Origin of the sequence: Streptomyces sp. NPDC060027 (assembly GCF_042737005.1) — a bacterium.
Lineage (GTDB): Bacteria > Actinomycetota > Actinomycetes > Streptomycetales > Streptomycetaceae > Streptomyces.
In genome coordinates, this window is sequence record NZ_JBHWVI010000074.1 from 11,198 (window position 1) to 35,717 (window position 24,520).

At 72.4% G+C, this 24,520-nt stretch carries 22 protein-coding genes and 1 pseudogene; 11 read left to right on the plus strand and 12 right to left on the minus strand.

All coding sequences use genetic code 11. The annotated features are described in order from the left end of the window. Positions 1–48: 48 nt before the first annotated feature. Genes ACFWBT_RS19920 through ACFWBT_RS19930 form a run of 3 tightly spaced genes read left to right on the plus strand, consistent with a single transcriptional unit; the run spans position 49 to position 3,617 of the window. Positions 49–1,437, plus strand: coding sequence for a multidrug effflux MFS transporter (locus ACFWBT_RS19920; RefSeq protein WP_385701996.1), 1,389 nt, complete (start codon positions 49–51; stop codon positions 1,435–1,437). Next, positions 1,383–2,564, plus strand: a complete 1,182-nt coding sequence (locus ACFWBT_RS19925) for a serine hydrolase domain-containing protein (protein ID WP_385701999.1) — start codon at positions 1,383–1,385, stop codon at positions 2,562–2,564. The genes ACFWBT_RS19920 and ACFWBT_RS19925 overlap by 55 nt, the downstream gene beginning before the upstream one ends. 51 nt (positions 2,565–2,615) lie before the next feature. Beyond that, positions 2,616–3,617 carry a small ribosomal subunit Rsm22 family protein gene (locus ACFWBT_RS19930; RefSeq protein ID WP_385702000.1) on the plus strand — a complete coding sequence of 334 codons (1,002 nt, stop codon included), beginning with the start codon at positions 2,616–2,618 and terminating at the stop codon, positions 3,615–3,617. 52 nt (positions 3,618–3,669) lie between these two features. On the opposite strand, the gene ddaH is transcribed toward ACFWBT_RS19930, so the two are convergent. Then, the gene (ddaH, locus tag ACFWBT_RS19935; protein ID WP_385702002.1) at positions 3,670–4,503 is read right to left on the minus strand and encodes a dimethylargininase; all 834 of its coding nucleotides are present in this window, start codon (positions 4,501–4,503) and stop codon (positions 3,670–3,672) included. Positions 4,504–4,658: 155 nt separating this feature from the next. On the opposite strand from ddaH, the gene ACFWBT_RS19940 reads away from it, so the two are divergent. Both ACFWBT_RS19940 and ACFWBT_RS19945 read left to right on the plus strand, forming a co-directional pair. Further along, on the plus strand, positions 4,659–5,279 hold the full coding sequence (locus ACFWBT_RS19940) for a TetR/AcrR family transcriptional regulator (protein ID WP_385702005.1): 621 nt from the start codon (positions 4,659–4,661) through the stop codon (positions 5,277–5,279). A gap of 160 nt (positions 5,280–5,439) precedes the next feature. Next, the gene (locus ACFWBT_RS19945) at positions 5,440–6,174 is read left to right on the plus strand and encodes a bifunctional DNA primase/polymerase (RefSeq protein WP_385702006.1); all 735 of its coding nucleotides are present in this window, start codon (positions 5,440–5,442) and stop codon (positions 6,172–6,174) included. A gap of 93 nt (positions 6,175–6,267) precedes the next feature. Here the strand turns inward: ACFWBT_RS19945 and ACFWBT_RS19950 are convergent, their stop codons facing one another. The 6 genes and pseudogenes from ACFWBT_RS19950 to ACFWBT_RS19975 form a co-directional block, all read right to left on the minus strand. Further along, entirely contained in the window at positions 6,268–7,281 is a 1,014-nt protein-coding gene (locus tag ACFWBT_RS19950) for a hypothetical protein (RefSeq protein ID WP_385702008.1), read from the minus strand. Then, entirely contained in the window at positions 7,238–8,113 is an 876-nt protein-coding gene (gene efeU / locus ACFWBT_RS19955; protein WP_385702011.1) for an iron uptake transporter permease EfeU, read from the minus strand. The genes ACFWBT_RS19950 and efeU overlap by 44 nt, the downstream gene beginning before the upstream one ends. 2 nt (positions 8,114–8,115) lie before the next feature. Beyond that, positions 8,116–9,435, minus strand: coding sequence for an iron uptake transporter deferrochelatase/peroxidase subunit (efeB, locus tag ACFWBT_RS19960; RefSeq protein ID WP_385702013.1), 1,320 nt, complete (start codon positions 9,433–9,435; stop codon positions 8,116–8,118). 10 nt (positions 9,436–9,445) lie between these two features. Next, entirely contained in the window at positions 9,446–10,594 is a 1,149-nt protein-coding gene (efeO, locus tag ACFWBT_RS19965; RefSeq protein ID WP_385702015.1) for an iron uptake system protein EfeO, read from the minus strand. A 190-nt stretch (positions 10,595–10,784) separates the two neighbouring features. Next, entirely contained in the window at positions 10,785–11,549 is a 765-nt protein-coding gene (locus ACFWBT_RS19970; RefSeq protein WP_385702017.1) for a heme ABC transporter ATP-binding protein, read from the minus strand. A gap of 115 nt (positions 11,550–11,664) precedes the next feature. Beyond that, a pseudogene (locus ACFWBT_RS19975) lies at positions 11,665–11,784 on the minus strand (iron ABC transporter permease); the annotation flags it as partial. 361 nt (positions 11,785–12,145) lie between these two features. Here ACFWBT_RS19975 and ACFWBT_RS19980 point away from each other — a divergent pair. Continuing rightward, positions 12,146–12,790 carry a PhzF family phenazine biosynthesis protein gene (locus ACFWBT_RS19980; RefSeq protein WP_385702020.1) on the plus strand — a complete coding sequence of 215 codons (645 nt, stop codon included), beginning with the start codon at positions 12,146–12,148 and terminating at the stop codon, positions 12,788–12,790. 348 nt (positions 12,791–13,138) lie between these two features. Here the strand turns inward: ACFWBT_RS19980 and ACFWBT_RS19985 are convergent, their stop codons facing one another. Both ACFWBT_RS19985 and map read right to left on the minus strand, forming a co-directional pair. Continuing rightward, positions 13,139–13,816, minus strand: coding sequence for a heme oxygenase (biliverdin-producing) (locus tag ACFWBT_RS19985; protein ID WP_385702041.1), 678 nt, complete (start codon positions 13,814–13,816; stop codon positions 13,139–13,141). Positions 13,817–14,039: 223 nt separating this feature from the next. Continuing rightward, positions 14,040–14,897 carry a type I methionyl aminopeptidase gene (gene map, locus ACFWBT_RS19990; RefSeq protein ID WP_385702023.1) on the minus strand — a complete coding sequence of 286 codons (858 nt, stop codon included), beginning with the start codon at positions 14,895–14,897 and terminating at the stop codon, positions 14,040–14,042. Between the two features lie 58 nt (positions 14,898–14,955). On the opposite strand from map, the gene ACFWBT_RS19995 reads away from it, so the two are divergent. Continuing rightward, entirely contained in the window at positions 14,956–15,192 is a 237-nt protein-coding gene (locus tag ACFWBT_RS19995) for a hypothetical protein (RefSeq protein ID WP_385702025.1), read from the plus strand. A gap of 133 nt (positions 15,193–15,325) precedes the next feature. On the opposite strand, the gene ACFWBT_RS20000 is transcribed toward ACFWBT_RS19995, so the two are convergent. Both ACFWBT_RS20000 and ACFWBT_RS20005 read right to left on the minus strand, forming a co-directional pair. After that, positions 15,326–16,642, minus strand: coding sequence for an MFS transporter (locus tag ACFWBT_RS20000; RefSeq protein WP_385702028.1), 1,317 nt, complete (start codon positions 16,640–16,642; stop codon positions 15,326–15,328). Positions 16,643–16,812: 170 nt separating this feature from the next. After that, the gene (locus ACFWBT_RS20005) at positions 16,813–17,415 is read right to left on the minus strand and encodes a hypothetical protein (RefSeq protein WP_385702030.1); all 603 of its coding nucleotides are present in this window, start codon (positions 17,413–17,415) and stop codon (positions 16,813–16,815) included. Between the two features lie 251 nt (positions 17,416–17,666). Here ACFWBT_RS20005 and ACFWBT_RS20010 point away from each other — a divergent pair, with 251 nt between their 5' ends. The 3 genes from ACFWBT_RS20010 (at position 17,667) to ACFWBT_RS20020 (ending at position 19,720) form a co-directional block, all read left to right on the plus strand. Then, positions 17,667–18,731: an exo-alpha-sialidase gene (locus tag ACFWBT_RS20010; protein WP_385702032.1), complete on the plus strand. Its 1,065-nt coding sequence runs from the start codon at positions 17,667–17,669 to the stop codon at positions 18,729–18,731. 68 nt (positions 18,732–18,799) lie between these two features. Beyond that, positions 18,800–19,504: an NADPH-dependent F420 reductase gene (gene npdG / locus ACFWBT_RS20015; protein WP_261709335.1), complete on the plus strand. Its 705-nt coding sequence runs from the start codon at positions 18,800–18,802 to the stop codon at positions 19,502–19,504. 54 nt (positions 19,505–19,558) lie between these two features. Continuing rightward, positions 19,559–19,720: a hypothetical protein gene (locus ACFWBT_RS20020; RefSeq protein ID WP_385702035.1), complete on the plus strand. Its 162-nt coding sequence runs from the start codon at positions 19,559–19,561 to the stop codon at positions 19,718–19,720. Positions 19,721–19,776: 56 nt separating this feature from the next. On the opposite strand, the gene ACFWBT_RS20025 is transcribed toward ACFWBT_RS20020, so the two are convergent. After that, on the minus strand, positions 19,777–20,574 hold the full coding sequence (locus ACFWBT_RS20025; RefSeq protein ID WP_385702038.1) for a site-2 protease family protein: 798 nt from the start codon (positions 20,572–20,574) through the stop codon (positions 19,777–19,779). Positions 20,575–20,932: 358 nt separating this feature from the next. On the opposite strand from ACFWBT_RS20025, the gene ACFWBT_RS20030 reads away from it, so the two are divergent. Then, a partial coding sequence (locus tag ACFWBT_RS20030) for a BTAD domain-containing putative transcriptional regulator (protein WP_385702043.1) occupies positions 20,933–24,520 on the plus strand: 3,588 nt, incomplete at its 3' end.

Here is a 24,520-nt window from a genome sequence, read left to right on the forward strand (position 1 = left end):
TTCGAACTGAGAGCATAGGGGGCGCATCTTTCGGAGAGGGAGGGGATCATGCCCGAGCGTGGCCGCACCACGCGGGACCAGGAGGGCCCGCGAGGGCACATACCGAACGCGGGTGCCACCGACACCGCGCCGGTGGCCGTCGAGGCGACCGGGCCGGCCGGCGAACCGGCGTCGGGTGCCGTGCCGCGACCGTCCGCCGGCCTCGGCGCACCGGGCCGCACCGGACTCCTCGTCACCCTGATTCTCGGCGGGCTCACCGCCACACCCCCGCTCGCGATGGACATGTACCTCCCCGCGCTGCCGGAGGTCACCGGATCGCTGCACGCGCCCGCCGCCACCGTGCAGCTCACGCTCACCGCGTGCCTCGCGGGCATGGCGCTCGGACAGCTCGTCGTCGGGCCGATGAGCGACAAGTGGGGCCGCAGACGCCCGCTGCTCACCGGCCTCGCCGTCTACGTCGTCGCGACCGTGCTGTGCGCCCTCGCGCCCACCGTCGAACTCCTCGTGGCCCTCCGCCTCGCCCAGGGCCTCGCGGGCGCGGCCGGAATCGTGATCGCCCGCGCCGTCGTCCGCGACCTGTACGACGGCGTGGCGATGGCCCGCTTCTTCTCCACCCTCATGCTGATCTCCGGCGCCGCCCCGGTCGTAGCACCGCTCATCGGCGGGCAGATCCTGCGGGTCACCGACTGGCGGGGCGTGTTCGTGGTCCTCACCGCGGTCGGCATCGCCCTGACCGCCGTCGTCTGGGCGAAACTGCCCGAGACCCTGCCGCCCGCCGAACGGCACGGCGGCGGCGTCGGCGAGGCGCTGCGCGCGATGCGCGGACTGCTCGCCGACCGGGTCTTCGCCGGGTACATGCTCGCGGGCGGCTTCACCTTCGCGGCACTGTTCGCCTACATCTCCGCGTCGCCCTTCGTCATCCAGGAGATCTACGGCGCCTCCCCGCAGACCTTCAGTCTGCTCTTCGGCGCGAACTCCGTCGGCCTGGTGATCGCCGGCCAGGTCAACGGCAAGCTGCTGGTCGGCCGGGTCTCCCTGGAGAAGGTCCTCGCCGTGGGCCTCACGCTCGTCGTCCTCGCCGCGACCGCGCTGCTGCTCATGTCCAGCGGCGTCCTCGGCACGGTCGGGATCGCTCCGGTGGCCGCCGCGCTGTTCGTGCTGATGTCCGCCATGGGCCTCGCCCTGCCCAACACCCAGGCGCTCGCCCTCATGCGGGTGCGGCACGCGGCCGGATCCGCCTCCGCGCTGCTCGGCACCTCCTCCTTCCTCATCGGCGCCATCGCCTCCCCGCTCGTCGGCATCGCCGGAGAACGCACGGCTGTCCCGATGGCCGTCGTCCAACTGACGGCAGCACTGGTCGCCATCGCCTGCTTCGTGGGACTGTGCCGTCCCCGGAGGACGGGACGCACACCGAACGGAAAGGCGGCGGACAGCTGAGCGCACCAAGACTGCGGACCGGCACACCGGAACGGGCCGGACTCGACAGCAGAGAACTGCGTCAACTCGTCCACGAGGTTCGCGCCCTCACGCGCGGGGCCGACCCCTGGGCGGCGGGCGTGGTGCTGGTCGCGGGGCGGGGCCCGGTCATCGCCGTCGAGGAGGCGGCGGGGTGGGCGGTGCGCTACGCGGCCTACGACGGAGAGAACGGCACCAGGGCCGAACTGCCGCCGGGCGCACGCGTGCCGGCGACCCTCCACACGCCCTTCGACCTGGCCTCGCTCACCAAGCTGTTCACGGCGGTCGCCGCGGTGCAGCAGCTGGAGCGCGGCACGCTGGGCATCGACGCGCGGGTCGGCGCCTATCTGCCGGAGTTCCGCGCGGCCCGCGAACACGGCATCACCGTACGGCAGTTGCTCACCCACACCTCCGGGCTGCGCCCCGAACTCCCGCTGTACGACTGCGCGGACGACGCGGCCCGGCTGGCGCTGCTGCGCGCGGAGGCCCCCTCGTCCGAGCCCGGCGCGTACCTGTACTCCGACCTCAACCTGCTGCTCCTGCAGTACGTGCTGGAACGCGTCACCGGCCGGGCGCTCGACGTCCTCGTCCGGGACGGCATCACCCGCCCGCTCGGGATGAACGCCACCACGTTCGGACCCTGCCCCGGCGCGGCGGCCACGGAGGACCAGCGGCGGCCGTGGGCCAAGGCGGACCGGGGCATGCTGCGGGGCGTGGTGCACGACGAGAACGCCTGGGCGCTCGGCGGGGTGGCCGGTCACGCCGGTCTCTTCTCCACCGCGCGCGATCTGGCCGTGTTCTGCCGCACCCTGCTCGCGGGCGGCTCGTACGGCCCCGCCCGGATCCTCGGCCCCGACTTCGTCGAACTCCTCCTCACCCCGCCCGGCCTCGGATTCGCCCTCGACCAGCCCTGGTTCATGGGCACCCTCGCGGGCCGCGGCGCGGCCGGCCACACCGGATTCACCGGCACCTCCCTGGTCCTGGACCCGGCGACGGACACCTTCCTGGTGCTGCTCGCGAACACGGTCCACCCCCGCCGCCGCCCGGCGGACAACGCGCCCAGGGCCGCGGCGGCCACCCGGCTGCGGCGGGCGGTGCGCGGCACCTGAGAGATCGCCTCGTGGGCGCGGGCGGTACGGGGCACCTGAGAGAATCGGGCCGTGAACGCCCCCGTACCCCCCGCCGACAGCCTGCGCAGCGCCCTCGCCGGGCTCCTCGACGGCCTGCCGCCGAAGGCCGCCGCACAGGCGGTCGAGCGGCTGATCGTGAACTACCGGGGGACCACCCCGACCCACGCGCCGATCCTCCGGGACCGCTCGGACGTGGCGGCCTACGCCGCTTACCGGATGCCCGCGACGTTCGAGGCGGTGTGCGCCGCGCTGGACGCGTTCGCGGACGCGGTGCCCGGCTGGGTGCCCGGGAGCCATGTGGACGTCGGCGGCGGCACCGGCGCGGCCACCTGGGCGGTGAACGCGACCTGGGAGGGCGTCCGCCCGGTGACCGTGCTCGACTGGGCCGAGCCCGCCCTAGCGCTCGGCCGGGAGATCGCCGCCGCCAACCCCGAGCTGAGGGACGCCGAGTGGCACCGCTCCCGTATCGGAGCGGCGCTCACCATCGAGAGCACTGATCTCGTCACCGTCTCCTACGTCCTGGGGGAGCTCACCGACGCCGACCGCGTCTCGGTCGTGGACGCCGCCGCGAGCGCCGCCCGGGCCGTCGTGATCATCGAACCCGGCACCCCCGACGGCTACACCCGGGTCCTCGCCGCCCGCGACCGCCTGATCGCCGCCGGCTTCCACATCGCGGCCCCCTGCCCGCACAGCGCCGCCTGCCCCATCGTCCCCGGCCAGGACTGGTGCCACTTCTCCGCCCGCGTCGCCCGTTCCTCCCTGCACCGCCAGGTCAAGGGCGGTTCCCTGCCCTACGAGGACGAGAAGTTCAGCTATGTGGCCGCGACCCGCTTCCCGCCCGCCCCGGCGCCCTCCCGCATCGTGCGCAAGCCGCAGATCCGCAAGGGGCAGGTCCTGCTCGACCTGTGCGAGCCGGACGAGGCGCTGCGCCGGGAGACGGTGACCAAGCGCCACGGACCGCTGTACAAGGCGGCCCGCGACGCGGAGTGGGGCGACGCCTGGCCGCCGCCCGACTCCGCGGACACTCCCTAGACCGCTCCAGCCGCCCCCGCCCCCGAGCTCCCGCCCCCTCCCGGCCCGGCCCCTAGGTCCGGGCCCGGCCACGCAGCTCCTGCGTGCAGCACTTCACGCTGCCGCCGCCCTTCAGGAGCTCACCGAGGTCGACGCCGACGGGCACGAAGCCGCGCTCCCGGAGCGGGTCGAAGAGGCCCGTCGCCTCCTGCGGCAACAGCACGTGCAGGCCGTCCGAGACCGCGTTGAGGCCCAGCGCGGCGGCGTCCTCGTCCCCGGCGGTCAGCGCGTCCGGGAACAGCCGGCGCAGCACCTCGCGGCTGCCGGGGGAGAACGCAGGCGGGTAGTACATGACCTCGTCCGCCGTGTCGTCGAGGACCGCGAGAGCCGTGTCCAGGTGGTAGTAGCGCGGGTCGACCAGGTCCAGGCCGATCACCGGACGGCCGAAGAACTCCTGCGCCTCCCCGTGCGAGAGCGGGCTCGCGCGAAATCCGCGGCCCGCGAGCAGGTACGACCCCGTGACCACGAAGTCGCCCTCTCCCTCGTTGATGTGCGCCGGCTCGCGGATGTGCGCGAAACCGCGGGCGCGGAACCACTCCAGGTGTGCCGCGGCCTCCGGCTCGCGCTCCCGGAAGGCGAACCGGGCGCCCAGCACCCGGCCGTCCACGACCGTCGCGCCGTTCGCCGCGAAGACCATGTCCGGCAGCCCGGGGCGGGGCGTGAGTTCCTCGACCGAGTGGCCGAGGGAGCGATAGCGGTCCCGGAGGTCCTCCCACTGGGCGAGGGCGAGCGGTACGTCGACCGGTTTGGCGGGGTCCATCCACGGATTGATCGCGTACGTGACGTCGAAGTGCACCGGGGAGCACATGAGGTAGCGCCGGGGCGTGGCGCGGCGGAGAGGATGCAAGGAAGGCTCCTTACGCAACCGCAGGGGCAGTTGATGCTCATGGTGCGGTGCGCACCGCACCGGGAGCGGGAGGCGAACGGGCCGTGTCCACCGGAGGGACGGCGCCCCCGCCGGAGGCGAGACGCACCGTATCGCCGCCCTGATAGGTTTCCCGCATGGCCGAGAAGCCCAGCTCCAGCCCCGATTCCACCCGCCGCAGCGAGAAGTCCCGGCGCGCGATCTACGCCGCGGCCCTCGCCCTGGTCGGCGAGGCCGGCTACCCCAGGACCACGATCGAGGGCATCGCGGCGCGGGCCGGAGTCGGGAAGCAGACGATCTACCGGTGGTGGTCGTCGAAGGCGGAGGTGCTGCTGGACGCCTTCATGGACCTCGGCGAGCAGGCCGCTCGGGCGGCGGGACAGGAGCCGTACGAGATCCCGGACACCGGGGACCTGGCCGCCGATCTGAAGCTGGTGCTGCGCGCCACCGTCGACGAGCTGCTCGACCCCGCCTTCGAGGTGCCCTCCCGCGCCCTGGCCGCCGAGGGCCTCGTGAACGAGCGGCTCGGTGCCGAGTTCGTGGCCAAACTGCTCGAGCCCCAGCTCCAGCTGTACGTGCGGCGGCTGCGCTCGGCACAGGCCAAGGGCGACGTGCGCCGGGACATCGACCCCCGGATCGCCCTGGAGCTGTTCGTCTCCCCGCTCGCCCAGCGCTGGCTCCAGCGCACGGCCCCGATCTCGTACGACTACACGGACACGCTCGTCGACTACGCCCTGCACGGTATCGCTCCCCGCTGAGGGCGGAGAAATGTCCTCAGATCATGAAATAACACCTGATCAGGGTGGGGTGAGCGCATCGCCCCACCTACCCCGGTTGTCGGCTCCGGCCACCCGGGGCGCAGGATGGTGGGACCATGGGCAAGAAGGACGAGTGCACCGAGGCGAGGCGAGGGGATAGATGAGCGCAGAGTTCGGCCGCCGCTCCGGCGCGCAGGGCAGGATCTCCCAGTGGCTGCGCGGACGCAGGCCGAAAGCCCCCGCGGAGACGTCCGAGGGCGGGCGTGAGGCCCTGCTGCTCGCCGCCGCCGCCGCGGGTCTGCCGCTCGCGCAGGCCGCGTACCCCTCCGGCTACCGATGTTCCTGTGACCGTGTCGGCTGTCCGACCCCCGCGCGCCACCCCGTCTCCTTCGCCTGGCAGACACAGTCGACGACCGACCGCGCGCAGATCGAGCGCTGGGCCCGGCACCAGCCGAAGGCGAACTTCATCACCGCCACCGGCATGGTGCACGACGTCCTCGACGTCCCGCTGGACGCCGGACGCGAGGCACTGGAGCGGATACTGGCCTCCGGCATCGAGGTCGGACCCGTCGCTCGGACCGGCGACGGCCGCATGCTCTTCTTCACCCTCACCCGGGGTACGCCCGAGGACGAGGACGAGTGGTGGCCCTGCGAGCTGGACTGCCATCCCGAGACGATGGACGAGCACCCCGGCTTCCGCTGGCACTGCCGCGGCTCGTACGTCCTCGTGCCGCCGGCCCAACTGCCCGGCGGTCTGAGCGTCGACTGGGTGCGCGGGCCCGAGCATCAGCTGCCGGATCCGCTCACCCTCCTGGAGATCCTGACCGACGAATGCGCCCGCTACGCCGGGGAGAACGGCGCGGACCAGCTCGCCGCCTGGCCGCACCGGGGCTGAGACCCGCCCGACCGGCCGACGCGGGCCGCGGCGCGCGGCTGCCTGAGCGTGCTCGCGCCGAGCGCGCGGGTGCCGGAGCGCGTGGCTGCCGGGCTACTCGCCCTTGGCCCCGGTCAGCCCCTCGATCCGTCCGAGGACCGACACCCGCTGGTCGCCCGACCCCTTCGCCGGGTCCAGGACGACCTGGTTGGAGACGAACTCCAGGGTGAGGGACTGCTTGATCTCACCGGTCGTCAGGGCCTCGACGTCGGCACTCGGGGCGGGAATCGCGGTGCCCGCGGCGGCGGTCTGCTTCTCGAAGCGCTGCGTGGCGAAGAACACCAGCGCCCCGCCGTCCGTGGTGCGCAGACCCACCGGCGCGTAGGCGCGCGCGGTCAGCGGCTCGTCGATGTACTGCCGGGCGAGGCCGGGCTTACTGGCGAACTTCTTGCGCTGGGCCCGCCACTGCGAGGTGTGGACGCCCGCGGCGAAGGTGTCGCCGCCCGCCTTCAGATAGGTCGCGTACGTCCGGCCGAGCTTCTCGGGCTCTATCGCGAGCGCCGCGTCGTCGGCCGTGACCGGCTGCGCCCAGCCGTCCTTGTCCTTCGTGAACTTCGGTACGTCACCGGCCCCGAGGACCGTCAGATATGAGGCCCGCCACACCTCGTCGGCGCTGCCCCGGGTGAAGACGAGCAGCCAACGGCTGCCCGGCACACCCTTGTTGGCCGCCGCGTTCGCCACGAACCAGCGCGGCCAGCCCGCCTTCGCCGGTACCGCGTACTCGGCGTCGCTGAACTTCAGCGGCGAGTGCGCCGGATTCCCGCCCGGGTTGTTCGTGCGCCCGGCCTTCAGCTTGGCGCCGTCGATGTCCGCGAGCGGACCGGACACCCGGTCCGCGTCCTTGGAACGGTCGTACGTCCTGTCCGCCGCGTTGTAGGCGGCGGTGAAGTCCCCGAGCGCGCGGGCGGCTTCGGCGGTGGTCGCCGCGGGCACGACCTTTCGCTCGCCGTGCACCACCACGCAGCCGTTCGCCGCCAAGGACAGGACGGTCACCGTTCCCGCCGCCAGGGCGAAACGGATGGGACTACGAGGCCTTCGTGGGCTGCGACCCGTGCGATCCCTGCTCATCAGGTGCCTTCACCTTCCCCTTCCCGGAGGCGAACCCTACCGGGGCGAGGAAGATCGTGAGCGTCGGGACCAAGTACAGCGCCCACACCGTGACCTGAAGGACGGTCGGGTCGGGCTGGAAGTTGAAGACGCCCTTCAGCAGGGTGCCGTACCAGCTGGTGGGGTCGATCGTGTTGCTGATGTCGAAGGCGAGGTTCGTCAGGCCGGGGACGAAGTCGGCTTCCTGGAGGTCGTGGACGCCGTAGGCCAGGACGCCCGCGGCGACGACGACCAGCATGCCGCCGGTCCAGGTGAAGAACTTGGCGAGGTTGATCTTCAGGGCGCCGCGGTAGAAGAGCCAGCCGAGGAGGACCGCGGTGGCCAGGCCGAGGGCCACGCCGATCAGCGGGCGGGGTGTGCCGTCGCTGGCCGCGTGGACCGACGCCCACACGAACAGGGCGGTCTCCAGGCCCTCGCGGCCGACCGCCAGGAACGCCGTCGCGACCAGCGCGCCCGTTCCCATGGCCAGAGCCGCGTCCAGCCTGCCGTGCAGTTCGGACTTCAGGTGCCGGGCGGTGCGCCGCATCCAGAAGACCATCCAGGTGACCAGGCCGACGGCGAGGACCGACAGCGAGCCGCCGAGCGCCTCCTGCGCCTGGAACGTCATCTCCTGCGAGCCGAATTCGAGGGCGCAGCCGAAGCCGAGCGCCACGGCGATCGCGACGCCGATGCCGGCCCAGATCGGCTTCAGGGCGTCCCTGCGGTCCGTCTTGACCAGGTAGGCGATGAGGATGCAGACGACGAGGCTGGCTTCCAGGCCCTCGCGCAGCCCGATCAGGTAGTTGCCGAACACGGCTACGCCTCCTTGGAGAACAGCGCGCGGCCCCACCAGTCGTCCTTGTCACGGACGCCGGGCGGGACGGCGAATATCGCCGAACTCACGTGCTGGATGTACTCGTTGAGCGCGTCGAGACGCGACAGGTTGCGCTGCACGGGGATGAACCCCTTGCGCACGTCCCGCTGGTACGCGAGGAAGAACAGGCCCGCTTCGAGACGGCCGAGACCGTCCGTGCCGTCCGTGAAGGAGTAGCCGCGGCGCAGGAGCGTCGCCCCGTCGTTGGAGTGGGGGTGCGCGAGCCGGACATGCGCGTCGGGCTTCATCGCCTTCAGGAACGGCTCGTCGCGCTCCTTGGCCTTGCCGACGGGGGCGCCCTCGCCCTTGTCGCGGCCGAAGATGTCCTCCTGCTCCTGGAGCGGGGTGCGGTCCCAGGTCTCGATGTTCATCCGGATGCGGCGGGCGACGAGGTAGGAGCCCCCGTTCATCCAGTCGGGGCCGTCCTTCTCGCCCACCCACACGAACTTCTTCAGCCGGTCCGTCTCGGTGCCCCCGATGTTGCGGGTGCCGTCCTTGAAGCCCATCAGGTTGCGCGGGGTCTGCGCGTCCGGAGTGGTCGACGAGGTCTTGCCGAAGCCGAGCTGTGACCAGCGGACGGCGACCTTGCCGAAACCGATGCGGGCGAGGTTGCGGATCGCGTGCACCGCGACCTGCGGGTCGTCCGCGCACGCCTGGATGCACAGGTCGCCGTTGCTGCGGGCCTTGTCCAGGTTGTCGCCCGGGAACTTCGGCAGGTCGACGAGCGCCTCCGGCCGCCGGTCCGCCAGGTCGAACTTCTCGAACAGGGACGGACCGAAGCCGATCGTCAGCGTCAGCCGGGAGGGCTTGAGTCCCAGCGCCTCGCCGGTGTCGTCCGGCGGCGCCTCGGCCAGACCGCCGTACGCGCCCTCGCCGACCGCGTGTCCGGCGGTCATCCGGGCGGCGGCGGCCGTCCAGTCCTTGAGGAGCTGGACGAACGCGGCCCGGTCGTCGGTCTTCACGTCGAACGCGGCGAAGTGCAGCCGGTCCTGCACCGCTGTCGCGATACCCGCCTGGTGCGCGCCGTGGAAGGCGACCGCGGCGCCGGTCTCGGCCGCGGCCGGATCGACGTCGTTGCCGGTACGGGTCATCGCGACGGCGCCGCCGGCCGCGGCGGCACCGAGCGCGAGCCCGGCACCTCCCCAGCCGATCAACGAACGCCGGGACGGCGCCGAGCCGGTGCCGGCCGACGTGGCCGCCTGCGTGCTGTCCGTGCCGTCCGTGCTGTCCGTGCTGTCCGTGCTGTCCTGGGGATCCGTCATGGCGTTGCTCCTACTTCACGACGGCGGCGGCGAGCTTGGACAGGGGCTCGGCGAGCGCGTTGACCGCGTCCTGGAGCTCCTTGCGGTCGGCCTTGCCGACCTTGTCGTACGAGGTGAAGTCGTACGAGGTCTTGTCCGTGCGGTACTTGTCGAGCAGCGTGTTCAGCGCGGCGAACTGCTTGTCGAGCTCCGTCGCCAGCGCGGCGTCGTTCTCCGCGGCGACCGGCTTGAGCAGCTCGTACGCCTTCTGCGCGCCCTCGACGTTGCCCTTGAAGTCGCTCAGGTCGGTGTGCGAGTAGCGGTCCTCCTCGCCGGTGACCTTGCCGCTGGCGACCTCGTCCAGCAGCTCCTTGGCGCCGTTGGCCATGGAGGTCGGGGTGATCTCGGCCTTGCCGACCCGCTTCTGCCAGTCGGTCAGGTCCGTGACCAGCAGGCCGGCGAGCTCCTTCTCACGGTCACCGATCTTCTTGTCCTGCCAGAGGGACTTCTCCAGGCGGTGCCAGCCGGTCCAGTCCGTGGCCGGGTCCTGGCCCTCCTCCAGGCCGTCCTCGCGGACGTCGACCTTCGGGTCGATGTCACCGAAGGACTCGGCGACCGGCTCGGTGCGCTCCCAGCCCAGACGCGAGGAGGCGAACTCCTTCTTCGCGCCCTCGATGTCACCGGCCTTGACGGCCTTGGCGAACGCCTCGGCCTTCGGCAGCGTGGCGTCGGCCTGCTCCTGCGCGTACTCGCGGTACGCGGCGACGGCCTTGTCCAGACGCGGGTCGCGCTTGGCGACCTTGCCGCCGGTGACGGTGAGCTTCTGGCGGACGCCGTGGCCCTTCATGCCCGGGCGGCAGGCGATCTCGTACGAGCCGGCCTTCACCTCGGCGGTCAGCGTGTACTTGGTGCCGGGGCCGATGTTCTCCTTCTCGGAGACGATCCGGTCGTCGGGGAACACGATCTCGACCTCGGTGGCCTTCGACCCCTTGTTCTCGATCTTCAGCGTGACCTGGCCGGCCGGAACGGTCTTGACGGAGGTCTCGCACTTCGAGTCCGCGGCGGTCACCTGGATCGCGTCGCCGTTCTTCGCGTCGCTCTTCTCGGTGCAACCCGTGACAGCGGCCAGAGCGGCCGCGGTGGCGGCAGCGGTGACAACAGAGAGTCGGACGGCTCGCATTCAGGCTCCAAGAGAAGTTCGGACAAACCGCACGGTGGGGCCCGTTCGGCATGGTGAGGCTGGCCTAACTTATCTGAGGCTTCCCTCACTGGTACCCAGCCGTGCAGTGATTCAGCTCTCACGGATGCCGCACAGGAACGGCTTGATCACGGTGACTCAAACTGCACCCCATGGAAAGGTCAAGAGCGGGTCAAGCATGCCGTTTCGGGGTGATGAGGGCGGCGCCGGTCCTGGGATGCGGCAACACCTCGACCGGCTGCCGGTAGACGTCGGTCAGCAGCCCGTCGGTGAAGACCTCCGCCGGCCGGCCGTGGGCCGCGACACGACCGGCGCACAGGATCGCGACCCGGTGCGCGTACGCCGCCGCGAGCCCGAGGTCGTGCAACACCACGACCGCCGCGTCCCCGGCGTGCGCCCTTTCCCGGCACACCCGCAGCACCAACTCCTGGTGCCGCAGGTCGAGGGCGGCGGTCGGTTCGTCGAGCAGCAGCAGCGGCGCGCGCTGCGCGAGCACCCGCGCGAGCGCGACCCGCGCGCGCTCCCCGCCACTGAGCGCGGCGAACGAGCGGGGCGCGAAATCGGTGACCTCGGTGGCCGCCATGGCGGCGGCGACCGCCGCGTCGTCGTCCCGCGGAGCGCGGGCCCAGGGCGCCCGCCCCATCCGGACGACCTCCTCGACCGTGAACGGGAAGGAGAGCGACGCCGACTGGGGGAGAACGGCCCGGCGCAGGGCGAGTTCGGCCGCGGTCCAGTGCGCCGCCGGGCGCCCGTGCAGACGGACGACCCCTTCCGTGGCGGGCAGATCGGCCGCCAGCGCGGACAGGAGGGTTGATTTTCCCGCCCCGTTGGGCCCGACCAGCGCGAGCACCTCACCGGCGCGGGCGACGACCTCGACACCGCGCAGCACCTCGTGGGCGCCGAGCCGGACATGGAGACCCTCGGCCGCGGCGAGCACGTCGCCGGGGGCGGCCGGGGGAGGCGGTGCGTGTCGCGCCGTACCGGAAAGCGCAGGCCCCTGGCCGTACGCGGGAACCTCAGGAGCGTGCGCCCGGTGTCGCTTCGGGGGGATCTCACGCCCAACCTCCTTGCTTGCGGCGGGTCCTGCGCAGCAGCCACAGGAAGAACGGACTGCCCAGCAGGGCGGTGAGGACGCCGAGGGCGAGGGCGCGTACGACAAGAAGGAGCGCGCCCTGACCGCCGCCCTCGAGGGAGCCCTGCGCTTCACCGGTTCGGGTGGCTCCGGCGGTTCATCGGGCACCACCACCGGCGGCGTGGGCACGACCGGGTCCACGACGGGCGGTGTGAGTGGTGCGCTCGCCTCCACCGGTTCGCAGATGCCGGCCGGCGCGCTGGGAGCCGCGGCCGCGGTGACCGTCGCGGCGGGCGCCGGCGTGGTGTTCGCGATGCGCAGGCGGCGTACGCAGTAGTCCGCCGGAGACCCGGCCGCCCGTCCCTGACACCGCTCCCCATGAACACGGGGAGCTGCCGGGGGCGGGCGGACCCATGAGGTGACCGCTGTTCGTGCAGGCCGGGTGATGTTTGAATGCCGGAGTGACTGACTACGACGTGCTGCGGGTCTTCTGCGGACCAGGCGGCGGGTATGGCAATGAACTCGGTGTCGTGCGCGAGGGCTCGGTGATGCCGGACCGCGCGGAGCGGCAGGAGTTCGCCGCGAAGCTGGGCTTCAGCGAGACGGTGTTCGTCGACGACCCCGAGCGCGGGGTCATCGACATCTACACCCCGACGCTGCGGCTGCCGTTCGCGGGGCACCCGTGCGTCGGGGTTGGCTGGCTGCTCGATGTGCCCGAACTGGTCACGCCCGCCGGTGCGGTGGGGGTCCGGCTGGACGGAGAGTTCAGCTGGATCGAGGCGCGGGCCGAGTGGGCGCCGCCGCGGACGCTCCGGCGGTACGCGTCCGCCGCCGAGGTCGACGCGCTGGAGGTGCCGCCGTCGGGGGAGTGGATGTACGCCTGGGCCTGGGAGGACGAGGCTGGCGGCCGGGTGCGGGCCCGCGCCTTCCCCGGCCGGAACGACGGCATCGAGGAGGACGAGGCCACCGGAGCGGCGGCGCTGCTGCTGACCCAGCAACTGGGCCGCGCCCTCAACATCACCCAGGGCAGCGGCTCCCAGCTCCTCACGGCTCCCCAGCCGAACGACTGGGTCGAAGTAGGCGGCCGAGTCCACCTGGAACGCTGAGCCCCGCCGGGCCCCCGTCAGGGGCGCGGGGAACGCCGCGACGAGCCCCCACGGGCCCGCGGCCGTGTATGCCGGGCGGTTCCGCGGGGAGGAATCGGAGCCGCGGGGGGGGGCGAACTACGGGCCCCGTCAGGGGCGCGGGGAACGCCGCGACCAGCCCCCACCGGCCCGCGGCCGTGTATGCCGGGCGGTTCCGTGGGGAGGGATCGGAGCCGCGGGGGGCGAACTACGGCCCCGTCAGGGGCGCGGGGAACGGCACGATCAGCCCCCACCGGCCCGCGGCCGTGAACGCCACGTGATTCCCCGGAGCGATCCGGGCCAGGGGCGACCGGGCCCGGGAACGGATGATCACGCGATCAGCGGGAACTCCTCACCGAGGGCCCTGAACACCCCGGTGTTCAGGGCGAACGCCCGCTTGCACTCCGTCACGATCCGCTGCTTCTCCAGATCGTCGGCCGGGACCCCGTCCAGCAGTTCGCGGTAACCCCGCTTGAACGCGGCCGGGTTGGAGATGTCCTCGAAGACGTAGAAGCGGACTCCGTCCCCCTTGCGGCTGAAGCCCCAGGTCTGCTCCGCCTTGCCGCGGATGATCTGGCCGCCGGAGAGGTCGCCCAGGTACCGGGTGTAGTGGTGGGCGACATAGCCGCCCGGCCACTCCCGGGCGCACTGCGCGACACGGTCCGCGTACGCGCGGGTCGCGGGCAGCGCGGTGAGCGTCCCGCGCCAGTCGGGGCCCCGGAGATGGGCCAGGTCGCGTTCGAGAGCGGTGCGCCGCAGCAGCTCGGGCCGCAGGAACGGCCCGGCCACCGGATCGGCCGCCAGCCTCTCGACGTCCGCCTCCAGCGCCTCGTACACGAACCACAGCTGCTCGGTGTAGCGCGCGTACGCCTCGACCCCGAGCCGGCCGCCGAGCAGGTCGCTCATGAACGTCGAGGTCTCCGCCTCGGTGTGCTGCTCGTGCGACGCGGTGCGGATGAGCGTCGAGAACGGGGTGCTCGCCGTGCTCGTGGTGTCCGGCGCGCTCATCGTGGCCGACGTGTCCGACGCGTTCATGGGGCCTCCGGAGCCGCTGAGGAAGGGCGAGAGCTGTAGCAAGGTCATGCGCATCTTCTATGGTTAGGCTTGCCTAAATCAACAGCCTTCCCGACATCCTGTCGGTAAAACCGTACCCCGATTCCCGGTCGCTTCCACATGAGAAAGCCCGCCCTGTGGACAGGGCGGGCTCGGACGGCTCGGGAACTCCGGACGGCTACGGCAGGGTGAGGATCTCCGCACCGCTCTCGGTGACGACGAGCGTGTGCTCGAACTGCGCCGTGCGCTTCCGGTCCTTCGTCACGACGGTCCACCCGTCGTCCCACATGTCGTACTCGTGGGTGCCGAGCGTGAGCATGGGCTCGATGGTGAAGGTCATCCCGGGCTGGATGACGGTGGTCGCGTGCGGGCTGTCGTAGTGCGGGACGATCAGCCCGGAGTGGAACGACGAGTTGATGCCGTGCCCGGTGAAGTCCCGGACGACCCCGTATCCGAACCGCTTCGCGTACGACTCGATGACACGCCCGATGATGTTGATCTGACGACCCGGCCTGACGGCCTTGATCGCGCGGTCGAGGGACTCACGGGTCCGCTCGACGAGCAGCCGCGACTCCTCGTCGACGGCGCCGACCAGGTAGGTCGCGTTGTTGTCGCCGTGCACGCCGCCGATGTACGCCGTCACGTCGAGGTTGATGATGTCGCCGTCACGCAGGACCGTGGAGTCCGGGATGCCGTGGCAGATGACCTCGTTGACCGAGGTGCACAGCGACTTGGGGAAGCCGCGGTAGCCGAGGGTCGACGGGTAGGCGCCGTGGTCGCACATGTAGGCGTGGGCCACCCGGTCCAGCTCATCCGTCGTCACACCCGGCGCGATGAGCTTCGCGGCCTCGGCCATCGCCTGCGCGGCGATCCGCCCGGCGATCCGCATCGCCTCGATCGTCTCGGGCGTCTGCACCTCCGGTCCGGTGTACGGCGTGGGGGCGGGCTTTCCCACGTACTCGGGACGCCTGATGTTTCCCGGCACGGGACGGGTGGGAGAGAGCTCCCCTGGTACGAGCAGCGACTGGCCAGACATGGCAGCGAGTCTAACCAGCGGGCATGGGGGAACATGTCCCTGGCGAAAGGAGCTGGTGATGGCCCTGTTCAAGAAGCGGACGGTCGGCAAGCCCGGCGAGTGGTACTACTGCCTGGAGCACAAGAAGGTCGAGGAAGGCCCCGAGTGCCCGGCCAAGGACCGCTTCGGCCCTTACACCACCCGTGCGGAGGCCGAACACGCGATGGACCTCGCGCGGGAACGGAACCTCGAGTGGGAGTCGGACCCGAAGTGGCACGACGCGTCGGGCAAGACGCCGGATTCCGAGGACGACTGAGACACCGGGCCCTGGGACTGTGGACCGAGGGCTGAGGGCCGAGGGCTGAGGGCCGAGGACCGGGGGCTGCGGAGACGCCGGGCCCGGGGTGGTCGTGCGACCCGGTCCCTGGCGAGCGGTCGCACGCGCCCCCTCAGGAAGCGGTCACCGGGGGCGCGGGCGGGACGTTCTCCGCCCGTGCGGACCGCATCCGCAGCGCGTGCTCGTTCGTGCGGTCGTCGTACGACATCAGCTTCGGCAGGCCGACGGCGAGCAGCCCCACCGCCCCGACGCAGAGCGCGCCGCCGGCCCAGACCGAGGTCCGTACGCTCGTCCACGCGGCCATACCGCCGGAGCGGACCTGGCCGAGCTGGGGTCCGACGGAGTACGACAGCAGCTCGATCCCGGCGAGCCGTCCGCGCAGCTCGTCCGGGATCGTCTGGTTCCAGATGGCGGCGCGGAAGATTCCGCTGACCATGTCGCAGCAGCCGCCGAGGACGAGGCACAGCAGCACCAGCCAGACGTTGTGCACCACGCCCGCGCCGGCCATCGCGAGCCCCCAGCACGCCGCCGCGAGCGCCACCATCCGCCCGTGCCGGTGCACGTGCGAGGTCCACCCGCTGGTGAGGCTGACGAGCAGCGAGCCGGCCGGAATCGCCGCGTACATCAGCCCCAGCGACCACGCGGCGTCCAGCTCGTCCGCGAGGAACGGCAGCACCGCGAGCGGCATCGCGAAGAACATCGCCGCGAGGTCGATGGCGTAGGTGCCCAGGAGCTCCTTGCGGCTCCACGCGTAGCGCGCGCCCTCGGCGATGGACCGCAGCGACGGTCTCGCCGCCTCGTGCGAGGCCGGCGACGGGGCGATCCCCGCGGTCATGGCCACCGACACGGCGAAGGTCACCAGGTCGACGGCATAGGCCCAGCCCAGTCCGGCGTACGCCACGACGACGCCCGCCAGGGCCGGGCCGGCGACGCCGCCCACCGTCCAGCGCAGCGAGTTGAGCGCGCCCGCGGCCGTCAGATGCTCGTGGGCCACGATCCGCGGGGTGAGGGCGTCCATCGCGGGGCGCTGGACCGCGCCGAGGGCGGCGGAGAGCGCGGCGACCACGTAGAGGGGCCAGACCGCGGGGTGCGGCAGGGTCGCGTCGACGAGCAGGACGGCGCACAGCACGCCCTGCCCGGCCTCCGTCCAGATGATCAGCTTCCGCTTGTCCAGGGCATCGGCGAGCGCCCCGCCGTACAGCCCGAAGACCACCATCGGGATCAGTTCAACGGCGCCGATCGCACCGACCGCCGCCGCCGAACCGGTGAGCGTCTTCATCTGCACCGGCAGCGCGACGAACGTCAGAAAGCTCCCGAAGTTGGTGACGAGCCCCGCCACCCACAGCCGCCGGAAGTCGGCGGAGGTCCGCCAGGGCGCGAGATCGGGCAGCAGGGCACGCAATGGGGAAAGGGGAACGTCATCACTCACGACGGGCCATGCTCGGCGGAGCGAGGACGCGGGGCAACTGCTTTACGGCGCCGGCCACGGACCGGGACGAGTCCCCGGCCCCCGACGGCGAGGACGGGTTCCCGGCCGCCGCCGGGGGAAGGTCCCCTTCGGCCGGAGTCGGCTCCGGCTACCACCGGAGTCGGCTTGCGCTACCACCGGTACGACGGTGGGGCGGTCAGCTGGTCCGCGAAGCGGGACAGGCGGTCACGGAAGCGGCGTCGCCCCCGGGGTGAGGGCAGCGCGTTCTCCCCGGCCGCCGCGCTGACCAGGTGCTGCACGGTGTCGAGATCGAGCTCGGGGTCCGGCGGCACGGCGAGCGACTCGTGGGCCAGCGCCGACAGCTCACCGTCTCCCCGGGACAGGGCCAGCACCGTCGCACCGGCCCGCCGGGCGTCGTGCACCCGCTCCAGCAGCGGGGCCCCGGGCGTGTCCGGCGCCACCACGAGCAGTGTCTCGCCGCGCCGGGCCGCCTCGATCCGTCCGAGCCCCACCGCCAGGTGAGCCGGATCGGACTCCCGCGCCCCGTGCCGCACCAGCGTCGGCGACAGCTCCGGAGTCCCCGACCAGGCGGCCTCGTCCACGAGATGCGCCGCGAGATGCCAGGGCTCGTACTCCTCCGAGCCGACCAGCAGCAGCCCGCCGCCGTACGACACCACGGACCCCCGCAGCGTTCCCCCGAACCGCCGTGTCGCACCCAGCCATTCGGTCCCGGCAAGCACTTCGCGCAGCAACGCGACCCGTACGGCATCCATGGCCGCATCCTGCCGCAACCTGCTACTCGTGACCCGGAGTTCACCACGAATTCGCCCAAGTTGGGCAGAAGTCCGCACCACTGACCCCACGAGCGACCACAGGAGGGAGCCCGGTCATGACGGAGTCGAGCGCCGAGCCCAGCACCGGTACGGGCCCCGGGACGAGTACCGACACGAGTACCGACACGAGTACCGACACGAGTACCGACACGAGTACCGACACGAGTACGGATGCGGCGGCGGGTGGCGGGGTGAGCGTTCCCTTCCGTGCCGGGCGCGAGGGCTACGCGAGCTTCCGGATCCCCGCCGTCGTCGCCACCGGAACCGGCACCCTGCTGGCCTTCTGCGAGGGCAGAGTCGGTTCCGCGCACGACCACGGCAACATCGACATCGTGCTCAAACGGTCCGCGGACGGCGGCCGTACCTGGGGCCCGCTCCAGGCCGTCGCCAAGAACGGCGTCAACCTCGCCGGCAACCCCGCGCCCGTCGTCCTCGACACGGGCCGCGTCCTGCTCGTCCACGTCCGCAGCGCGGCCTCCGCGTCCGAGGACGCCCTGCTGCGCGGCAAGGTGAAGGCGGCCGACGGGCGGCGCGTGTGGGTGCAGCACAGCGACGACGACGGGCTCACCTGGTCGGCCCCGAAGGAGATCACCGGGCAGGTGAAGAAGGCCGGTTGGCGCTGGTACGCCACCACACCCGGGCACGCCGTCCAGCTCGCCTCCGGCCGGGTACTGGTCCCCGGCAACCACACCCTGCCGCCCACGGGTACGGACAACGGCACCGAGGCGAAGTACAACAGCGGCCACTGCCTGCTCAGCGACGACCGCGGCGCGTCCTGGTACCTCGGCTACCTGGACGAGAGCACCAACGGCTACGTCAACGTCAACGAGACCACCGCGGCCGAACTCCCCGACGGGCGCGTCTACTTCAGCGCCCGCAACGACTCCCCGTCGCCCGGCAACCGCGCCGACGCCCACTCCCGCGACGGCGGCAGAACCCTGGTCAAGCCGTTCCGCCCGCAGGCCGGCCTCGTCACCCCCGTCGTCCAGGGCAGCCTCCTCCAGCTCCGCGACCCCGACCTGCTCCTGTACTCCGGGCCCGCGGACCCGGCGTTCCGCGCCCTGATGACCATCCGCGCCTCGGCCGACGGCGGCACCACCTGGCGGTCCGCGCACCCGGTGGACGGGCTGCCCGCCGCGTACTCCGACCTCGTGCGCCTCGACGCCGCGAACGTCGGACTCCTCTACGAGACGGGTGACTTCGGCGCCTACGAGACGATCACCTTCCGGCGCGTCCCGGTGGCCGGGCTCGGGTGACCGCGGTCACCCGGGGAGCACGGCCACCTGAGGCGCACGGCCCCCGCGCGCGCACGTAAAGTCGGCCCATGACCTCTACTGACAGTGCACAGAAGGCCCCCGCCAAGGACCCCTGGGACCTGCCCGACGTGTCCGGGCTCGTCGTCGGCGTGCTCGGTGGCACCGGTCCGCAGGGCAAGGGCCTCGCCTACCGGCTCGCCAAGGCCGGGCAGAAGGTGATCATCGGCTCGCGCGCCGCGGACCGTGCGCGGAGCGCGGCCGAGGAGCTCGGGAACGGTGTGGAGGGAGCCGACAACGCGGAGACCGCGCGCCGCAGCGACATCGTGATCGTCGCCGTGCCGTGGGAAGGTCACGGCAAGACCCTCGAATCGCTGCGCGAGGAGCTGGCCGGAAAGCTCGTCGTCGACTGCGTGAACCCGCTCGGCTTCGACAAGCAGGGCGCGTACGCGCTGAAGCCGGAGGAGGGCAGCGCCGCCGAGCAGGCCGCCGCCCTGCTGCCCGGCTCCCGGGTCACCGCGGCCTTCCACCACCTCTCCGCCGTGCTGCTCGCGGACCCGGAGATCGAGGAGATCGACACCGATGTGATGGTCCTCGGCGAGGAGCGGGCGGACGTCGAGATCGTCCAGGCCCTCGCGGGCCGCATCCCCGGTATGCGCGGCGTCTTCTCCGGCCGCCTGCGCAACGCCCACCAGGTCGAGGCCCTGGTCGCCAACCTGATCTCGGTGAACCGCCGCTACAAGGCCCACGCGGGTCTGCGGGTGACGGACGTTTAGGTCGCGTGGGGGACACTGGTCGAAAGCAGTGTCCCCCCGACAGGAGCCGACCCCATGCCCCGCCTCGCTCTCTACGCCCTCGCCGTCTGTGTCCTCTCCGTGGCCGCGGCCGTCATCTCGTTCGTCCAGGGCAGCTGGCTGGGCATCGTGTGGGTGCTGGTCGCGGGCCTGTCGTCGAACATGACCTGGTACTACGCACGGCGTGGCCGGGCGTAGCGTCGGCCGGGACTCCGGCCAGGTCAGGACTCCGGCCAGGTCAGAGTCCAGGCCGGTCAGGACTTCAGACAGATGTCGTTGTTCTCCTGCCAGAAGCGGTAGAGCCACTGGCCGCAGTCCGCTTCACCCGGGCCGATGCCCAGGCCGCGCAGGACGGCATCGATGATGTCGAAGAACTCGCGGTTCACCGACGGGATCCACAGCACCGCGAACACCGCGAGCAGACCGAACGGCGCGAAGGGCTCGACCTGACGGCGGACGTCGTACGACAGCCAGGGCTCGATCACGCCGTAGCCGTCCAGGCCCGGGACCGGCAGGAAGTTCAGGATCGCGGCCGTGACCTGGAGCAGCGCGAGGAACGCCAGCGCGTAGCGGAAGGCGTCCGGGACGCCGTCCAGGGCGTGCAGCCAGAACGGCGCCGTGCACACGACGGCGAACAGGACGTTCGTCAGCGGGCCCGCCGCCGAGATCAGGCTGTGCTTCCAGCGGCCCTGGATGCGGTTCCGCTCGATGAAGACCGCGCCGCCCGGCAGCCCGATCCCGCCCATGATCACGAAGATCACCGGCAGCACGATGCTCAACAGGGCGTGCGTGTACTTCAGCGGGTTCAGGGTCAGATAGCCCTTGGCGCCGATCGAGATGTCGCCGCTGTGCAGGGCGGTGCGGGCGTGCGCGTACTCGTGGAGACAGAGCGAGACGATCCAGGCGGCCGTCACGAACAGGAAGACGGCCACACCGGCCTGCTCGGCGAATCCGGTCCAGGCGGCCCAGCCGGTCACCGCCATGACAGCCACGATCCCGACGAAGACGGGGCTGATCCTCCGGTCGCTGCGGCGGGTCGCGGCGGTGGTCATGGGGCTCCCTGGACTCGGCTGGGCTGACGCGCATGTGCTCGGGCCTGCCCGACCGTACCGGGCTCACGCCGAAAACGTCTCGCCATCGGCCATGGGTTCCGGGGAGGGTGGGGGGATGGGGAGAAGGCATGTCTGGTCGCGGGTACTGCACGACGGACCCGGGGACGGAGCGGGACCCGACCCCGGCCGAAGGTTCGGGAGGACCGGTCCGCTCACCGTCGAGCGGCCCGGTGCCCAGTAGCCGGGGCGACCGGCACGGTCCGTACGATCCACCTGGTGCACCAGGCCTTCGCGTCCTCGCCGGACTCGAACTCGAACTCGACGCACCCGACCCCCGCACCTGATGCCACCAGAGACAATGGACCCCGTGCGCTATCGCATCCTCGGTACCACCCAGGCACTCCGTTCCGACGGCACGTCCGTCCCGGTCGGCGGGGCGCGGCTGCGTGCCCTGCTGACCGTCCTCGCGCTGCGGCCCGGACGGACCGTTTCGTCGGCCGTCCTGGTCGACGAGGTGTGGGACGGCGACCCGCCCGCGGACGCGCCCGGCGCGCTGCAGGCGCTGGTCGGGCGGCTGCGCAGAGCGCTCGGGGCGGACGCGGTGGAGTCGGTGGACGGCGGCTACCGGCTGGCGGCGTCCTCCGACGACGTCGACCTGTACCGGTTCGAGCGGCTCGCGGGCGAGGGCATCCGCGCCCTCGCCGACGGCGACCCCGCCAAAGCGGCCGCCGTCCTGGAGGACGCCCTCGCCCTGTGGCACGGCCCGGCCCTGGCCGACCTCCCGGACCGCACCGCCGAGTCGGCCCGCTGGGAGACCCGGCGTCTCGACGTCCGCCGTGCCCGTCTCGGCGCGGCCCTTGCCCTCGGCCACGCCGAACAGGCCCTGCCCGAGCTCACCGCCCTCTGCGATCTGCATCCGCTCGACGAGCCGCTGCACGTCCTGCGGCTGCGCGCTCTCCGCGACGCGGGCCGGCCCGCCGAGGCCCTCGCCGCCTACGAGTCCGTACGCGCCCTCCTCGCCGACCGCCTGGGCTCGGACCCCGGTCCGGAACTGCGTTCCCTGCACGCGGAGCTCCTGGCCGGCCCCCGGGATCGGTCAGGGCCCCGGGACGGGTCCGGCGCTCGTGGCGGGTCCGGGGTGCGTTCCGGCGCCGGAACACCCGCCGCCTCCGCTGCCCCCGCCCCCGCCTCCGTCGAAGGCGCGCGCGCCGCAGCCGCGGACACCGCGGTCTCGGCCGGGCGGACCGGAACCGGCACAGGTGTCGGCACAGGCGCCTCAGGCACCGCGGGCGCAGGCGCAGGCGCAGGCTCCGGGCACCTGGCCTCGGACGCCGGGCATCCCGCGCCGGACGCCCCCGGCCCCACCGCGGGCGAAGGCGCCCATGCCCCGGGACCGGCGTTCACTTCCCGTATCGGCCCCGCGTCACCGTCCCCCGGCAACCTCCGGGCCCGGCTCACGTCCTTCGTGGGGCGGGAGCCCGACATCGATGCCATCCGGGCCGATCTCGCGGGGGCCCGGCTCGTGACCTTGCTCGGGCCCGGTGGGGCGGGCAAGACACGGTTGTCCCAGGAGGTGGCGGAGGCACTGGCCCCCACCCTGCGGGACGGGGTGTGGCTGGCCGAACTGGCACCGGTGGACGACCCGAAGGCCGTGCCCGAGGCCGTGCTGACCGCCGTCGGCGCCCGCGAGACCGTGCTGCGCGGCGCCGGGGCCGAGGAGATGCGGGCCGTGGCCGAGCGGCACGACGACCCGCTCACCCGGCTCGCCGAACACTGCGCCAAGCGCCGGATGCTGATCGTCCTCGACAACTGCGAACATGTCGTCGACGCCGCCGCGCGCCTCGCCGAGGCGCTGCTGGAACGCTGCCCGGGACTGACGGTGCTCGCCACCAGCCGTGAACCCCTCGGCGTACCGGGGGAGTTGCTGCGGCCCGTGGATCCGCTGCCGGAGCCCGTCGCGCTGCGGCTCCTCGCCGACCGGGGAGCAGCCGCCCGGCCCGGCTTCCGTGTCGAGGACGACCCCGGGGCCGCCGCGGAGATCTGCCGGCGCCTCGACGGCCTTCCGCTCGCCATCGAACTCGCCGCCGCCCGGCTGCGGATGCTCACTCCGCGGCAGATCGCCGACCGGCTCGACGACCGGTTCCGGCTGCTGACCTCGGGCAGCCGCACCGTGCTGCCCCGGCAGCAGACCCTGCGTGCCGTCGTCGACTGGTCCTGGGACCTGCTCGACGAGGCCGAACGGGACGTCCTGCGGCGGCTGTCCGTCTTCGCGGGCGGCTGCGACCTCGCCGCCGCCGAGGCCGTCTGCGGCCCGGCCGCACTGGACGTCCTCGGCTCGCTCGTCGACAAGTCCCTTGTCGTCGCGGCCCCTTCGGGCGAAGGGGAGACGGAGATGCGCTACCGGCTCCTGGAGACCGTGGCCGAGTACGCGGGGGAACGCCTCGACGAGTCCGGCGCCCGCCACGCCACCGAGCGCGCCCACCTCACGTACTACCGCGAACTCGCGCGTACCACCGACCCCTTGCTGCGTGGTCCCGACCAGCGTTCCGCGATCGACCTCATCGAGCGCGAGTACGAGAACCTGCGTATCACCCTGCGGCACGCGGTGGCCGAACGCGACGAGCAGGAGGCGCTGTGCATGGTCCTCTCGCTGTCCTGGTACTGGCAGATCCGCGACCAGCGCGTCGACGCCCGCGCCTGGGCCCGTGAGGCGATGGCCCTCGGTCCCGATCCCTTCCTGCCGCCCGCGCGTCCGGCCGCCCCGCTGTACGTGCGCTGCACGGACGCCCCGCCGCCGATGCGCGCGGAGGTCCTCGAGGAGGCCCGGCGCGGTGTCCATCTCGTCCATCTCGCCTATATGGACATGGACATGGAGGCCTGGCAGACCCCGGAGGCGCAGGAGAAACTCCGCGCCATCGGCGCGACCTACGAGCCCGGTATGCCGCAGACCTGCCGCAACCCCGGCAACCTCTGGTTCTACGCCGTGCTGCTCACCAGCACCATGGACCGGTTCACCGAGGTGATCAACAAGACGGTCAGCACCTGCCGCGAACTCGGCTACGACTGGGAACTGGCCGCCGCCCTCCAGATGCGCGCCAACGTCCTCGCCAACCGGGCCGACCTGGCGGGTGAGGCCACGGCGGACGCCGACGAGGCCCTGGAGCTGTTCGACGGGATCGGCGACGCGTGGGGTGCCGCCGAGTCGCTCTCCGCGCGCGGCGAGGCCCATGAGCGCAAGGGCGACTACGCGGCCGCCGCTGCCGACTACGCGGCGGCCGGGAAGCACGCCGAACGGCTGGGCGCGCGAGCTCAGACGGCGGTGCTCAACGTCCGGCTCGGCAGTATGTACATCGAGCTGGGGGACGCCGAGCGGGGCGAGCGGATGATGCGCGACGTGCTGGCGGACGGGCACGGCGCCCACAACGAGGCCATGCCCGCGGCCCGGCTCTACCTCGCGACCTGGCTCGGACGCAGCGGCCGCGTCCCGGAGGCGCGCGAGCAGGTACGGCTGCTCCGTCAGGATTTCACGGCCGGCTCCTTCGTCGTCTTCGACGGGTTCATGCTCGGCGTGGAAGCGTGGCTGGACGCGATCGACGGGCACAGCGAGAGTGCCCTGGACAAGGCGCGCCTGGCGATGGCGCGGTCCACCGACACGCTGTCGCGGATGATCGCGCCGCACATGCCGTCCGCCCATCTGACCACGGCCGCCATCGCCCTCACCGATCTGGACGGCGGCTCTCGCGCCCGTGACGCGGCCCGGCTGCTGGGCGCCGCCGACCGGCTGCTGCCGCCGGGCCACTTCGCCGGTCCCATGGAGGACGAGGTGCGCCGGCGGGGAACACGCTGGCGGTCCGCGTCGAGGCCGGAGAGCGGGAACTGCGCTGAGGTTCAGCGGGGGTCGGTAAAGGTCGTTCAAAGATCAACGGCCGAAAGGCGCCCTTGTGCC